Origin of the sequence: Bradyrhizobium sp. Y36 (genome assembly GCF_002531575.1) — a bacterium.
Taxonomy (GTDB): Bacteria; Pseudomonadota; Alphaproteobacteria; order Rhizobiales; family Xanthobacteraceae; genus Bradyrhizobium.
Map to the genome: position 1 here is coordinate 75,986 of NZ_NWTI01000009.1, position 13,958 is coordinate 89,943.

Sequence of the window (13,958 nt, forward strand, 5' to 3'; positions counted from 1 at the left end):
TTGAGAAGGGCGGCTTATGATGCTTACGAATGAGAGAGGGGAGTTCATCCCATGAAGACAGGTCTCGTCGTCACCGCCCATCCCGGCGATTTCGTCTGGCGTGCCGGCGGCGCCATCGCGCTGCATGCGAAGAAGGGCTACCGCATGAAGATCGTCTGCCTATCCTTCGGCGAGCGCGGTGAGAGCCAGTTCGCCTGGAAGGAGAAGGGCGCGACGCTGGAATCGGTCAAGGCCGGCCGCAAGGACGAGGCAGAGCGCGCCGCCAAGCTGCTCGGTGCCGAGATCGAATTCTTCGACTGCGGCGATTATCCGCTCAAGCTGACGGAAGCGCATTTCGACCGCATGGTCGACATCTACCGCGAGCTCAATCCGAGCTTCGTGCTGACGCATGCGCTGGAAGACCCCTACAATTTCGACCATCCGAACGCGGCGCATTTCGCGCAGGAGACGCGGGTCGTCGCGCAGGCGATGGGCCACAAGCCCGGCGCGCAATACAAATATTCGGCGCCGCCGGTGTTCCTGTTCGAGCCGCACCAGCCCGAGCAGTGCAATTACAAGCCGGACACGATCCTCAAGATCGACGAGGTCTGGAAGGAGAAGTACGAGGCCTTCCAGATCCTGGCCGCGCAAAAACACCTCTGGGGCTATTACGAGCGCGTCGCGCTCAACCGCGGCATCCAAGGCAGCCGCAACACCGGCGTGCCCATGACCTATGGTGAGGCCTATCAGCGCCTGTTCCCGACGGTTGCGGAGGAGCTGGCATGAAGCCGGTCGTCGTTCGCAACATCAAGCGTGCCGATCCCGCCGGCATGGCGGAGTACGGCGTCTCGACCGTGCACGAAGCCTATGGCCGGCTTGGCCTGATGAAGCCTTATCTGCGACCCGTCTGGGCGGGCGCGTCGATTGCCGGGCCTGCCGTCACCGTGCTGGCACAGCCCGGCGACAATTGGATGATTCATGTCGCGGTCGAGCAGTGCAAGAAGGGCGACATTCTCGTCGTCGGTTGCACCACCGACAATACGGACGGCATGTTCGGCGAGCTGCTCGCGACCTCGCTGCGGGCGCGCGGCGTGCAGGGGCTGATCATCGACGCGGGCTGCCGCGACGTCAAGGCGCTGCACGAAATGAAGTTTCCGGTATGGTCGCGCGCGGTCTCGGCCAAGGGTACGGTGAAGGCGACGCTCGGCTCGGTCAACATCCCCGTGGTCTGCGCCGGCGTCAATGTCGATCCCGGCGATATCGTCGTGGCCGATGACGATGGCGTCGTCGTGGTGCCGAAGCGTTACGCTGCTGAGGTCGCCGAGAAGGCCAAGAGGCGCAACGCGGACGAGGGCGGCAAGCGCAAGCGGCTCGCCTCGGGCGAACTGGGGCTCGACATGTACAGCATGCGCGAGGCCCTGGCGAAGGCCGGGCTCGTTTACGTCGACAACCCCGAGGACGTCTGAAGACAAGCGGAGCGGGCGGATGGATCGTCTCAAGCTGAAGGCCGTGCTCGGCAATCACCCCCACGTTCAGGCGGTGAAGGGCGGTGCGCTCCGCTCCGACCTGTTCGATCTCGATTTCGTCGAATACACGCCGACCAACACCGCGTTCAAGCCGATGGTGCGCGAGCAGGCCTTCGACGTCTGCGAGATGGCGATCGTCACTTTTCTGATGGCGAAGGCGCATGGCAAGCCGCTGGTGCTGTTGCCGGCGACGATGATGGGCCGCTTCCAGCATTCCTATGCGCTGTACAATCCTGCGCAGGGAACGCTCGGACCGTCCGATCTCGAAGGCAAGCGCGTCGGCATTCGCTCGTTCACGACGACGACGGGCGCCTGGATCCGGGGCATCCTCGCCAACGACTACGACGTCAATCTCGACAAGATCCGTTGGGTGACGTTCGAGGATCCGCATGTCGCCGAATATGTCGACACCACAGAGCGTGCGCCGAAGGACAAGAAGATCCTGCAGATGCTGCTCGATGGCGAACTCGACGCTGTTCTTGGCGAGACCTCGAACGATCCGAAGCTGAATCCGCTGTTCCCCGATCCGGCGGCGGAGGCCACAAAATGGTACGCCCGGCGCGGCGTCGTCCCGGTCAACCATCTCGTGGTCGTGACCGAAAGGCTCGCGAAATCGCGCCCCGACGTGGTCGCGGGCGTCTATGATCTGCTCAAGCGCAACAAGGACCAGACGGGACCAGCGGCAACGCCCGACCTCGTGCCGTTCGGAATCGAGGCCAACAGAAAGCCGCTCGAGCTGATCGTCGATTACGCCTTCCAGCAGGCGCTGATCCCGCGCCGTTATGCCGTCGACGAGCTATTCGACGAGACGACACGAGGATTGAACTGATGGCGGATCCGAAGCGATGGCAGATCGGGTTGGTCGGATATGGCGAGGTCGGCCGGATCCTGGCCGAGGATCTGCGCCAACAGGGTATCAAGGTCGCGGCCTATGACATCAAGCTCGGAGGCGAGCAGGGCGCTCCGCTGAGGGAGCATGCGACCAGATTTGGTGTCGTGCTCGCGGCGTCTCATGCCGAGCTGACCGCGAAATCCGATTTCATCATCTCCGCGGTCACGGCGAGCCAGGCCGTTCCGGTGGCGAAAGCCTGCGGGGCAGCGATCAACCAGGGCACCTGGTTCCTCGATTTCAACTCGGCCTCTCCCGGCGCCAAGCAGCGCGCCGCGGCGCTGATCGACGGCGCGTTCGGACGCTATGTCGAGGGTGCGGTGATGACCTCGGTGCCGCCGTATCGCATCAAGGTGCCGCTGTTGCTCGGTGGTCCCGGCGCGAGGGAGCTGGCGCCGCTGCTGAACGCGATCGGCTTTGCCGCGAAGGTTGCGAGCGACAAGCTGGGCGTGTCTTCGGCGGTGAAGATGTGCCGGAGCATCATGATCAAGGGCCTGGAGGCCATGGTCATCGAGAGTTTTACCACCGCACGCGCTTATGGCGTCGAGGATGCAGTGCTGGCCTCACTCGCCGAGACCTTTCCGGCGATCAACTGGGAGAAGCAGGGGGCCTATTTCTTCCAGCGCGTGATCGAGCACGGCCGCCGCCGCGCCGAGGAGGTGCGCGAGGTCGCCGAGACGGTGCGTGAGGCAGGGCTGACGCCGTGGTCGGCGCAGGGCACGGCCGAGCGTCAGGCCTGGGTGGCTGATCTGGCCGACGAAGGGCTGTTCGGCATCAGGGGCAGCAAGGAGTTCGCGCGCAGCGCTGATTGGCGTACCGAGGCCGACCGGATACTGGCAAGAATCAAGCGCTGATGCTGAACGCGAACGTTCAGCTCAGGACCTTGCCGACGTCGCGATAGCTGGAAATTTCGTCACGGGCGAGCTCGATCAGATCGACCAGACTCTTGGCCTTGCGGACGACCTGCTCCCTGGCGGGCGCGGCGCGGAACTCGGTGACGATCATGCGGATGCACTTGTCCGCGGTATCCAGCGTCCAGAGCGCGCGGGTCATGTCGTCCTGCGTGTGGATCGCCGAGATATCCAGGCCCGACAGGACTTCGCCGATCCCACTCAGTCGCTTGACGGCCGCTTCCGCGGGCGTGTTGGCCCGAAGGGAGCGATAATCGATGCTGCTGAACGCGTTGAACATTTACATACTTCCCCACTGAACCCAGATGGTCCAGAGCGCCCCTTTAGTATGATCCGGGCGGCCGCTTGTGCAATGCGCACAGCTACGGTCCGGGATTCTACCGGACTCGGTTTTGCGGCCAGATCGGCAGTAAAATCAAAGCGAAACGGGCCGAGGATCGGCAGTATTTCCCGACGATTTTACCGTTGGAACTGCGGCTGTAAACGCGATCAGCTTTCGGGCCGGAACAGGGTGGGCCGTGGCCGCGCAAAGGTCGGTCGGCCGCCCTTGAAGCCCATCATGATGTCAGGCAGTTCGGCAATCGCGAAGCGGCTGTCGCGCGTATCGAGCACAACGAGATCGGCGGGGTTGCCGACCTTGATGCCGTAATCGCCGAGGTTCATCAGCCGCGCCGGCTGCTCGGTCACGAGGTCGAGGCAAGTGCCGAAATCAGCGACCGAGACCTGCGCGACGTTGGCATAGAAGTTTGCCATGCGCAGCAGCGAGGCATCGCCGAACGGCGTGAAGGGATTGAGCACGTTGTTGGTGGCGACCGAGCAGACGATGCCTTCGCCCGCGAGCTTGTGCGCAAGCGTCAGCCCGCGTGGCGCGTTGTGGGTCGCCTCGCGCCCCATCAGATAGAGGTCGGTCGCGGGCAGCACGGTGACGGCGACGCCTGATCTTGCGAGTTGCGCGGTAGTGGCCTGCATCCGCTCCGGCGGCAGGGCCGAGAGTTTTGTGGCATGGCCGACCGTGACCCGTCCGCCGTAGCTGCGCCGCTCCGTCTGCCGGCAGACGTCGTCGAGATGGCTCCAGGAGGGATCGAGATCGAAGTCGAGATGGAGATCGACGTCGACGTCGAATTCTTCCGCGAGATCGAAGATGCGCTCGAGATGGGCGTTCGGGTCGGTGTCGGTGTAAGGACAGCCGCCAATCACGTCGCCGCCGTCGCGCAGAGACTGGATCAGCAGGTCTTCGCTGCCGGGATCGTTGGTCAGGCCTTCCTGCGGGAAGACGCACAGCGACAGGTCGATCGCCCAGGCGTAATCGCGCCGCAGCCGCTTCACGGCTTCGAAGCTCCGCAGGCCGATCCGCGGATCAATTTCCACATGCGTGCGCATACGCGTCGTGCCGTGCGCGATGGCGCGTTCGAGCACCTTGGCACCGCGGGCGTAGACGTCCTCGACGGTGAAGTCGCGTTTCATCGCCGACACGGCCCGGATCGCGTCGCCGAGACTGCCGTGATCGTGTCCGCAGCGGTCGAGCAGGCAGGCCTTGTCGAGATGGATGTGGCTATCGACGAAGCCGGGCAGGGCCAGGTGTCCGGCGATATCGACCTCGACCGCTTCGCAGGCGAGCTTTGGCGCGATCGCGGCGATCCGGCTGCCTTTCACCCCGATGTCGACGGGCGCGGCGGATGATCGCAACAATGCGTTGCGGAAGACCAGGTCGAAGGCGGACTGGGTGATCATGGCTCTTGTGGATGGAACTTAGAGCAATCGGCCGGGATCGGCGGCTCCAGATTATCGGCAGTGTAGCGAGGCAGGTGTTCAAAATATATGCATGGATTCCGCAACAGTAGCGGTAGTATTCCGTGAATCCGAGGAGAGCCAGCCATGTCCGTTGCCGCACGAGCCGAAACCGCTCAATTGTCCGACGCCGCGATCGTGGAAGCCTATCTCACGGCATCGATGATCCCCGATCCCAATTCTGCGGCGGCCTATATGGCGCCGGGCACCGTGATCACCTTCACCGGCGGGCGCGAGTTCGATCATCCGCGCGGCCCAACCGGCTTCAACGCCAAGCGCTACCGCTGGGTCAAGAAGAAGATGGACCGGTTCGACGTCTGCCCCGGTGACGGCGAGACCGTGGTCTACAGCGTCGGGACGCTCTATGGCGAATGGAAGGACGGCACCCCGTTCGAGGGCAACCGTTACGTCGATCGCTTCGTGGTGCGCAATGGCAAGATCACCAAGATGGACGTCTGGAACGACAGCGCCGAGCGCATCCTGGTCCAGCGCGGCATCGACGCGTGAGGGCCGCTCCGGCGACCCAAGGCCGGGCCGTCGCGGCGGAGACGACCATCGCTCGCCGTATCGAAAGCTGCGATAGCTGATAGGCGTCGGCACGTCTGGTGGCTTGCGCACGCCTGCGCTATCAACGCGCGCGATTGCGCGCCCGGCATGGAGGCGCGAGCCCCTAGGAGCAGCCGATGCGTCTACCTGCCTTTATCCTGGCCCTCACATGTCTTTCCGGTGCAGCCTCTGCCGATGATCTGTCGGGCACGCTCCAGAAGATCAAGGAGACCAAGAAGATCACGCTCGGCTATCAGGAAGCGTCCGTCCCGTTCAGCTATCTCGACGGCAACCAGAAGCCTGTCGGCTTCGCCATGGACATCTGCCTGAGGATCGTCGATGCCGTGAAGAAGCAGCTGGGCATGGCCGACATCGCCGTCGACACGCTCGCCGTGACCTCCTCGAACCGGATCCCCCTGATGGTCAACGGCACGCTCGATCTGCACTGCTCGGCGACGACGAACAATGCCGACCGCCAGAAGCAGGTCGCCTTCACCAACACGCATTTCCTCAGCGCGACGCGGTTCGCTGCCAAGAAGGCCGCGAAGATCAACACCATCGACGATCTCAAGGGCAAGGCGGTCACGGCCGTCGCCGGCTCGGTCAACCTGACGCAGCTCGCCAAGGTCAATACCGATCGCAATCTCGGCATCAGCGTGATGCCGGCAAAGGATCAGGCCGAGGCCTTCCTGCTGCTCGAGACCGACCGCGCCCAGGCCTACGCGCTCGACGACGTGCAGCTCGCGGTCGCGATCGCGCGCTCGAAGGAGCCGCAAGCCTTCATGATCAGCGAGGAAGCATTTTCGAAGCCGGAGCCTTACGGCATCATGCTGCGCCGCGAGGATGCCCCGTTCAAGGCGCTGGCCGATCGCGCGACCGCGGAGCTCTATGCAAGCCCGGAGATCGAGGTTCTCTACAAGACCTGGCTGCAATCGCCGACGCCGCCGAACGGCCTCAACTACAATGTCCCGATGTCGGCCGCTCTGCGCAACGCGTTCAAGAAGCCGAGCTCGAGCCCGGATCCGGACGTGTACGCGGCGAATTGAGACGAGGGCGCAAGGTCGCCATTGACGCGGCCTTTACGGGAACGGCGCGGCCGTCGATCAGGCCCTGAAGTGAGGAGTAGCGTGGTCCCCGCGAGACTGCGCTTCATCCGGAGAACGGTTGCTTCGCTGCTTCATTTCGCGATGCAGCGCGGCTGCTTGCTGTGTTGCCTTGCCGTGTCACTTTGGTCTTGCGGCTTCTATACTCGCTTTGATCCTGGGGCGGGCGAGACGCACGGCTGCCTCGCCCGCACGGTTCAAGCATTCGAATATTTCTTCAGCTCGAACCGCGCGATCTGGTTGCGGTGCACCTCGTCCGGCCCGTCCGCGAGCCGCAGCAGACGCGCGGTCGCATAGGCCTGCGTCAAGCCGAAATCATTCGAGGTGCCGCCGCCGCCATGAGCCTGGATCGCCCAGTCGATGATCTGGCAGGCCATGTTGGGCACGGCGACCTTGATCATCGCGATCTCGGCCTTGGCCACCTTGTTGCCGACGGTGTCCATGGCATAGGCGGCGTTGAGCGTCAGCAGCCGGGCCTGCTCGATCATGATGCGGGCTTCCGCGATGCGCTCCTGGGTCACGGTCTGCTCGGAGACCGGCTTGCCGAAGGCGACGCGGCTGCGCACCCGGCGGCACATCTTTTCTAGTGTGCGTTCGGCAAGGCCGATCAGCCGCATGCAGTGATGGATGCGCCCGGGGCCGAGGCGGCCCTGCGCGATCTCGAAGCCGCGGCCTTCGCCGAGCAGCATGTTCTCCTTCGGCACGCGGACGTTGGTGAAGACGACTTCGGAGGCGCGATCGGGCACGCCGTAGAAGCCAAACACGGGCAGGGGACGTTTCACCTCGACGCCCGGCGTGTCCATCGGCACCAGGATCATCGATTGCTGCTTGTGCCGGTCGGCATTGTCAGGGTCGGTCTTGCCCATGAAGATGCAGATCTTGCAGCGCGGGTCGGTCGCATTGGTCGTGTACCATTTGCGGCCATTGATGACGTAATGGTCGCCGTCGCGCACGATCGAACTTTCGATGTTGGTCGCGTCGGAGGAGGCGACCGCGGGCTCCGTCATCGCAAAGCATGACCGGATTTCGCCGGCGAGCAGCGGCTTCAGCCAGCGCTCCTTGTCCTTCTCGGTGCCATAGCGCTCCAGCACCTCCATGTTGCCGGTGTCGGGCGCCGAGCAGTTGAACACTTCGGGTGCCAGATGCGAGCGGCCCATGACCTCGCAGAGCGGGGCATATTCGAGATTGGTCAGCCCGGCGCCGTGGCTGGACTCCGGCAGGAACAGATTCCACAGGCCTTCGGCGCGCGCCAGCGGCTTCAGCTCCTCGACGACCGGATAGACCTTCCACGGCCCGAGCTCCTCGGCCTCGCGATAGAACCGCTCCTCGTTCGGATAGATGTGCCGGTCCATGAAACTCTCGAGCTTGCGCTTGAGCTCGACGACTTTGGGCGACATCGGGTAGAGCATCTTTCGTCTCCTTGATCGCAGCCGCAGCTACGCGATTTCGAGATAGTCCGGCCCGGGCAATGTCGGGAAGGGCGCGGTCGGCAGCGTCTGGTACCAGAACGCGACCGAGGCGATGTCGTCCTGCAATGGAAGATATTTTCCGTCCTTCGCGCCGGGTAGCCAGCCCAGTGCCTGGATCGTCACGCGCAGATCGCTCCGGAAGCGTACGGGATCGGGAATGTGCCAGCGGTAGAGGCCGAAGCGCTGCTGCGATTTGTAGACGCCGTCGGGACGGATCACTTGCGGCAGGCCGGAATAGGGCGTGGTGAACTCCACGTAGCGGGATTGTCCCTGGCCGGCATGCGCGACATGGGGATCGAAATTATAGGAGCCGCAGAAATAGTCCTCTGTGCCGGTGCCGCAGATGGTCGGAAATTCGCCGTCGCCGTCGATGAAGAACTTGATCTCGCCTTCGCCCCACCAGCCGTTGTTGTTGACGCCCCAGGCCATGTAGGTCCCGATATAATGGCCTGCGCCGTTCACGCCATCGAGGATGGTGTAGACCTCCTTGAAAGGCAGCGGGTTGGTGCGGCGGAACTGCGCGTGGAAATAGGCGCACTCCTCGGGCACATCCGTGAGCGCATAGTTGATCTGGTAGTAGACCGTGAGCTGCTCCTCGCTGCGGTTCTCCAGCGTGAAGCGCGCGCGCTTGCGGAACGGCATCTCCCAATAGCAGTTGAACGCGCGGCCGGGATTGACGCAGACCGCGAGCGAGGACACCTGCGCGAACTCTTCCCATCCGCAGGCGAAGAAGTCGCCGGCGGGGCATTCGACGCTCGGCTGCTCCTGGTCGTCCCAATAGATGCGCAGGATCGAATGACGCAGACGCCCGCGCGCCAAGGTCATCCAGATCTGCTGGATCGCCCCTTGTCCGGCGATGTCGGCGAGCACAAGGGTCGCGCCGGGTTCGATGACGACGTAAGGAGAGACCTTCCAGCCCTGTCCGAGATCGCGGGCCTGGCGCGCCGCGGGGCCGTCGACGGACATGCCGCCCTTGCCCTTCTCGCCTGAAATATTCTCGGGGCTGATGGAGCGTGTCTGCGCATTCGACAGGCGCGAGAGATTGCCGAGATGCAGACCCAATCCGGAAAACGCCATGGTGTCCTCGATCCAAGGTGAGCGAGGCCTTGATATATCGCTCCTCGATCTACCAAAAGATGAAGACCGCGCGCGGAAGTGTCCGTACGCGATCGAACGCCGTCAACTTGCGCGATACTCCCTGAACTTGTCGCGCAGCGCCGATTTCAGCACCTTGCCGGTGCCGGTCATCGGGAATTCGTCGAGAAATTCGACGGCGTCAGGCATCCACCAGTTCGCGATCTTCGGGCGCATGTGGTCGAGCAGGGTCTTGCCGTCGACGGTTGCGCCCTTCTTGCGAACGACGAGGAGGAGGGGACGCTCCTGCCATTTCTCATGATGGATCGCGACCACCGCGGCCTGCAGCACGTCGGGATGCGACAGCGCGACGTCCTCGAGCTGGATCGAGGAGATCCATTCGCCGCCGGACTTGATCACGTCCTTGGAGCGGTCGGTCAGCGTGACGTGGCCCTGCGGGTCGATCACTGCCATGTCGCCGGTGATCAGCCAGCCGTCGCGGTCGAGCCCTTCGTCCAGCTTCATGTAGCCGGAGGCGACCCAGGGGCCGCGGGCGCGCAAGTGACCGACGGTCTTGCCGTCGCGCGGCAGCTCATTGCCGGCATCGTCGACGATGCGCAAGGCGGTGCCGAAACAGGCGCGGCCCGACACCTGGCGCCGGTCGAATTTCTCCTTGTCGCTGAGATGCTCCGAGCCCGGCCGCAGGCCCGGCATCGAGCAGCCCAGCGCCTCGGTCATGCCCCAGGCCTGGATGTAGTCGATGCCGTAGTCGCGCTTGAGCGTCTCGACCATCGCGCGCGGCGGCGCCGAGCCTGACGACAATGTTGCGCGCAGCGTGGAGAACTTGTTGCCGGTGCGGCCCAGCCAGTCGAGCAGGATCAGCCAGAAGCTCGGCACGCCGGCGGAGAGCGTCACCTTCTCGCCCTCGAGCAGTTCATAGAGCTTGTCGGGCTCATAGTTGCGGCCGGGCAGCACCAGCTTAGAGCCGGTATAGGGCGCGGTGAACGGCATGTTCCAGCCGTTGCCGTGAAACAGTGGCGCCATCGGCATCATCACCTCGCGCACGCCTTCGACGTGCCCCGGCAGGAAGTCGAAATTGCAGCAGGTCATGGTCTGCAGAATCGCGGCGCGGTGCGAATAGATCACGCCCTTGGGATTGCCTGTCGTGCCCGAGGTGTAGCAGATCGTGGATGCGGACTTCTCGTCGAACTCCGGCCAGGCGAAGCCGGCGTCGTTCTCCTTGTCCAGCAATTCCTCGTAGCAAAAGACATTGGCAAGCTTGGTCTCCGGCATTCGTTCGCGCGAGGACATCACGACGTAAGCCTCGATCGTCTTCAGCTGCGGCGCGATCGTCTCGACGATCGGAACCGTGGCGCGGTCGATGAACAGCAGGCGGTCTTCGGCGTGGTTGATGATGTAGACGAGCTGCTCGGGAAACAGCCTGGGATTGATGGTGTGCAGCACGTAGCCCATGCCGGGCGCCGCGTAGAACATCTCGAAATGCCGGTGGGTATTCCAGGCCAGGGTGCCGACGCGGTCGCCTTGCTTCATGCCGAGCCGCTTCAGCGCCAGTGCCATGCGCTTGATGCGCGGATGGGCGTCGGCATAGGTGTAGCGATGAACGTCGCCCTCGATCTCGCGCGCGACGATCTCCGCTTCGCCGTGATAATCGGCAGCGTACTGGATCAGGCCGCTGATCAGGAGCGGCATGTCCATCATCAATCCCTGCATGGTCTCCTCCGGAAGCCACGTCGTTGCGTGGCGCACGCTTGTGATGTGCGCGCGAGGTTAGCGGAACGTCGCGCAGCGTTCACGCAAAAAACATGGGACGTGATTGCATGCGTCACTTTTTCGGGGCTAACTGATCCCAGCTGCCGGCGAAGCAGCGTTCGCCGTGGAGGAAATTCATGTCAGCGGAAAGACACAAGACCGGTGCGGCCGGCGATCCTACGGTCGATGTTGCCGCACTCCGCGCGCGCTATCGCGACGAGCGCGACCGCCGTTTGCGCGCCGAGGGCAAGGCTCAGTATGTCGAGGTGACAGGCGAGTTCGGCCGCTATCTCGACGATCCCTGGGCCGATCCCGGATTTGCGCGCGCAGCCGTCAGCGACGAGGCCGAGGTGCTCGTCGTCGGCGGCGGCTTTGGCGGGCTGCTCTGTGGCGCGCGTTTGCGCGAAGCCGGTATCGACGATTTCCGCATCGTGGAAAAGGCCGCCGATTTCGGCGGCACCTGGTACTGGAATCGTTATCCCGGTGCGGCCTGCGATACCGAGAGTTACATTTATCTGCCGCTGCTGGAAGAGACCGGCTACATGCCGGTGCGCAAATACGCCCGGGCGCCGGAGATCTACGAGCATTCCCGCCGCATCGGCCGTCACTTCAAGCTCTATGAGCGCGCGCTGTTTCAGACCGTCATCTCGCGAATGACATGGCAGGAGCAGGAGGCGCGCTGGCTGGTCGAGACCGATCGCGGCGACCGGATCCGCGCACGCTTCGTCATTCTCGCCGGCGGTCCGCTCAGCCGGCCGAAGCTGCCGGGCATTCCCGGCATCGAGACTTTCAAAGGCCACAGTTTCCATACCAGCCGCTGGGATTACGGCTACACCGGCGGCAATGCGGATGGTGATCTGACCGGCCTTGCCGGCAAGCGGGTCGGCATTATCGGCACCGGCGCCACCGCCGTGCAGTGCGTGCCGCATCTCGGCCGTGCGGCGAAGGAGCTCTACGTCTTCCAGCGCACACCGTCGGCAATCGGTGTGCGCGACGACCGCCCGACCGATGCGGGCTGGGCGCAGGGCCTGAGGCCCGGTTGGCAGCGCGAGCGCATGGACAATTTCACCGCCGTGATATCAGGCGAGCCGTTCGAGCGGGACCTGGTGCAGGACGGCTGGACGGGCCTGCTCGGCGAGATCCTGCTGGCGCCGCGCCGTCAGCCGCAGCCGGTGACCTCGATGGAGGAGGCGCTGAAGGTCATCGAGCAGGCCGACTACCGCAAGATGGAGGAGATCCGCGCCCGGGTCGATGCGGTCGTCAGGGACAAGGCGACCGCGGACGCGCTCAAGCCCTGGTACAAGGCGTTCTGCAAGCGGCCGTGCTTTCACGACGAATATCTCGACACCTTCAATCGTCCGAATGTGCATCTCGTCGACACCCAAGGGCAGGGTGTCGAACGCATCACGGAGAACGCCGTCGTCGCGGGCGGCAAGGCTTATGAGCTCGACTGCCTGATCTACGCCAGCGGTTTCGAGGTCGGCACCGATTACGCGCGGCGCATGGGTTTCGAGGTTTACGGCCGCGACGGCGTGAGCCTGTCCGAACGCTGGCAGGGCGGCGTCAAGACCATGCACGGCTTCTACAGCCGCGGCTTCCCGAACTGCTTCCTGATCGTCACCGTGCAGGCCGGGCAGAGCGCCAACTTCCCGCACATCATCGACGAGCAATCCCGGCACATCGCCTACGTCATCGACCAGGCTCGCAAGCGGGGTGCGCGGACGCTCGAGCCGACGCTCGCGGCCGAGAACGCCTGGGTCGACGAGGTCGTCAAGGCGGCGATCGGCCGCCAGACCTATCTCGCCGAATGCACGCCCGGATACTACAACAACGAAGGCGTGTTCGACCCGGTCGCGGCCAGAAACAGCCAGTATTGGCGTGGGCCGATGGCGTTCCTGCGGCTGCTCGACAAATGGCGGAAGGAGGGCAAGCTGGAGGGCCTCGAACTGACCGCTGGGGACGGCTCGCCAGTTCCGGCTCGCACGACATGATCCCGGCCCCAACAGGTGCGACGCGGCTCTATGTTATCGTTGGTGATCCCATCGCCCAGGTGCGCTCGCCGGCCGGCGTCAGTGCCGCCGTTGCCGCGCGGGGGCACGATGGCATTCTCGTGCCCGTTCAGGTCGCGCCGGCGGATTTGCCCGATTTCCTTTCGGTCGCGACGCGGCTGACGAATCTCGACGGCATCGTCGTGACCATTCCGCATAAGTTCGCCTGCTACCAGGCCTGTACGAGTGCGACCGATCGCGCTCATTTCCTGGGTGTCGTGAACCTGATGCGGCGGCGCGCCGATGGCTCGTGGCATGGCGACATGGTGGATGGTCTCGGCTTCGTCGGTGCGGCACGGGCGAAGGGGATCGCTCCCGCGGGCATGCAGGCGCTGCTTGTCGGCGCAGGCGGTGCGGGGTCGGCGATTGCACTCGAACTGGTCGAGGCCGGCGTCAGCGAGCTTGCCATTCATGATGGCCTGGCCGAGCGCCGCGACGCGCTGATCGGTCGGCTCAACGGTCTCGGCAAAGCGCCCGTGCGGGCCGGCACCATGGATCCCTCCGGCTTCGATTTTGTCGCCAATGCGACGCCAGCAGGGATGAAAGAAGGCGATCCGCTGCCGGTCGATGTCGCGCGGCTCGCGCCGTCGGCCTATTGCGGCTGCGTCATCACCAGGCCCGAGGTCTCGCCCTTCATCGCGGCCGCCCGCAGCATCGGCTGTGTCACGGGCACCGGCACGGACATGTATCAGCAGCACCAAGCCATCATGGTGGATTTCCTGCTGGAAACGGACGAGGCGTGACCGCTGGTGTCAAGGGCTTTGACTGGATTGATTGTAGCCGCCGGGACTTGAGCGATGGCAACTGACGTAGGATCATGTGCTCGCGCGAGCCGGTCGCGCACCAGCAAAGGGA

The 13,958-nt window shown here is 64.2% G+C and carries 13 protein-coding genes; 8 read left to right on the forward strand and 5 right to left on the reverse strand.

Annotated elements, in window-relative coordinates; genetic code table 11:
- Positions 1-51 precede the first annotated feature (51 nt).
- Genes CO669_RS17430 through CO669_RS17445 form a run of 4 tightly spaced genes read left to right on the forward strand, consistent with a single transcriptional unit; the run spans position 52 to position 3,248 of the window.
- Positions 52-765 (forward strand): PIG-L deacetylase family protein, encoded by a 714-nt coding sequence (locus tag CO669_RS17430; protein WP_097661055.1) that lies wholly within the window; start codon positions 52-54, stop codon positions 763-765.
- Positions 762-1,445: a 4-carboxy-4-hydroxy-2-oxoadipate aldolase/oxaloacetate decarboxylase gene (locus tag CO669_RS17435; RefSeq protein WP_097661056.1), complete on the forward strand. Its 684-nt coding sequence runs from the start codon at positions 762-764 to the stop codon at positions 1,443-1,445. The genes CO669_RS17430 and CO669_RS17435 overlap by 4 nt, the downstream gene beginning before the upstream one ends.
- Positions 1,446-1,464: 19 nt before the next feature.
- Positions 1,465-2,334 (forward strand): substrate-binding domain-containing protein, encoded by an 870-nt coding sequence (locus CO669_RS17440; protein WP_097661057.1) that lies wholly within the window; start codon positions 1,465-1,467, stop codon positions 2,332-2,334.
- Complete coding sequence (locus CO669_RS17445) at positions 2,331-3,248, forward strand: DUF1932 domain-containing protein (RefSeq protein WP_198964083.1); 918 nt, start codon at positions 2,331-2,333, stop codon at positions 3,246-3,248. Before CO669_RS17440 ends, CO669_RS17445 begins: the two co-directional genes overlap by 4 nt.
- 16 nt (positions 3,249-3,264) lie before the next feature.
- Here the strand turns inward: CO669_RS17445 and CO669_RS17450 are convergent, their stop codons facing one another.
- Positions 3,265-3,585 carry a hypothetical protein gene (locus CO669_RS17450; protein ID WP_097661059.1) on the reverse strand — a complete coding sequence of 107 codons (321 nt, stop codon included), beginning with the start codon at positions 3,583-3,585 and terminating at the stop codon, positions 3,265-3,267.
- Between the two features lie 209 nt (positions 3,586-3,794).
- The gene (locus CO669_RS17455; protein ID WP_097661060.1) at positions 3,795-5,036 is read right to left on the reverse strand and encodes an amidohydrolase family protein; all 1,242 of its coding nucleotides are present in this window, start codon (positions 5,034-5,036) and stop codon (positions 3,795-3,797) included.
- A gap of 144 nt (positions 5,037-5,180) precedes the next feature.
- Between CO669_RS17455 and CO669_RS17460 the strand changes: the two genes are divergently transcribed.
- Both CO669_RS17460 and CO669_RS17465 read left to right on the forward strand, forming a co-directional pair.
- The gene (locus CO669_RS17460; RefSeq protein ID WP_097661062.1) at positions 5,181-5,600 is read left to right on the forward strand and encodes a nuclear transport factor 2 family protein; all 420 of its coding nucleotides are present in this window, start codon (positions 5,181-5,183) and stop codon (positions 5,598-5,600) included.
- Between the two features lie 176 nt (positions 5,601-5,776).
- Positions 5,777-6,685, forward strand: coding sequence for an amino acid ABC transporter substrate-binding protein (locus CO669_RS17465; RefSeq protein ID WP_097661064.1), 909 nt, complete (start codon positions 5,777-5,779; stop codon positions 6,683-6,685).
- A gap of 254 nt (positions 6,686-6,939) precedes the next feature.
- Here CO669_RS17465 and CO669_RS17470 read toward each other — a convergent pair whose 3' ends face one another.
- The 3 genes from CO669_RS17470 to CO669_RS17480 all read right to left on the reverse strand — a co-directional run bounded on the left by CO669_RS17470 (position 6,940) and on the right by CO669_RS17480 (position 11,016).
- A complete protein-coding gene (locus tag CO669_RS17470) occupies positions 6,940-8,151 on the reverse strand; it encodes an acyl-CoA dehydrogenase family protein (protein WP_097661066.1) in 1,212 nt (403 codons plus the stop codon).
- 27 nt (positions 8,152-8,178) lie between these two features.
- The gene (locus tag CO669_RS17475; protein WP_097661068.1) at positions 8,179-9,288 is read right to left on the reverse strand and encodes a glycoside hydrolase family 172 protein; all 1,110 of its coding nucleotides are present in this window, start codon (positions 9,286-9,288) and stop codon (positions 8,179-8,181) included.
- 102 nt (positions 9,289-9,390) lie between these two features.
- Positions 9,391-11,016, reverse strand: coding sequence for a long-chain fatty acid--CoA ligase (locus tag CO669_RS17480; protein ID WP_097661070.1), 1,626 nt, complete (start codon positions 11,014-11,016; stop codon positions 9,391-9,393).
- A 176-nt stretch (positions 11,017-11,192) separates the two neighbouring features.
- Here CO669_RS17480 and CO669_RS17485 point away from each other — a divergent pair, with 176 nt between their 5' ends.
- Both CO669_RS17485 and CO669_RS17490 read left to right on the forward strand, forming a co-directional pair.
- The gene (locus tag CO669_RS17485) at positions 11,193-13,046 is read left to right on the forward strand and encodes a flavin-containing monooxygenase (protein WP_097661071.1); all 1,854 of its coding nucleotides are present in this window, start codon (positions 11,193-11,195) and stop codon (positions 13,044-13,046) included.
- Positions 13,043-13,846 (forward strand): shikimate dehydrogenase family protein, encoded by an 804-nt coding sequence (locus CO669_RS17490; RefSeq protein ID WP_097661073.1) that lies wholly within the window; start codon positions 13,043-13,045, stop codon positions 13,844-13,846. Before CO669_RS17485 ends, CO669_RS17490 begins: the two co-directional genes overlap by 4 nt.
- The last annotated feature ends 112 nt before the right edge of the window (positions 13,847-13,958 follow it).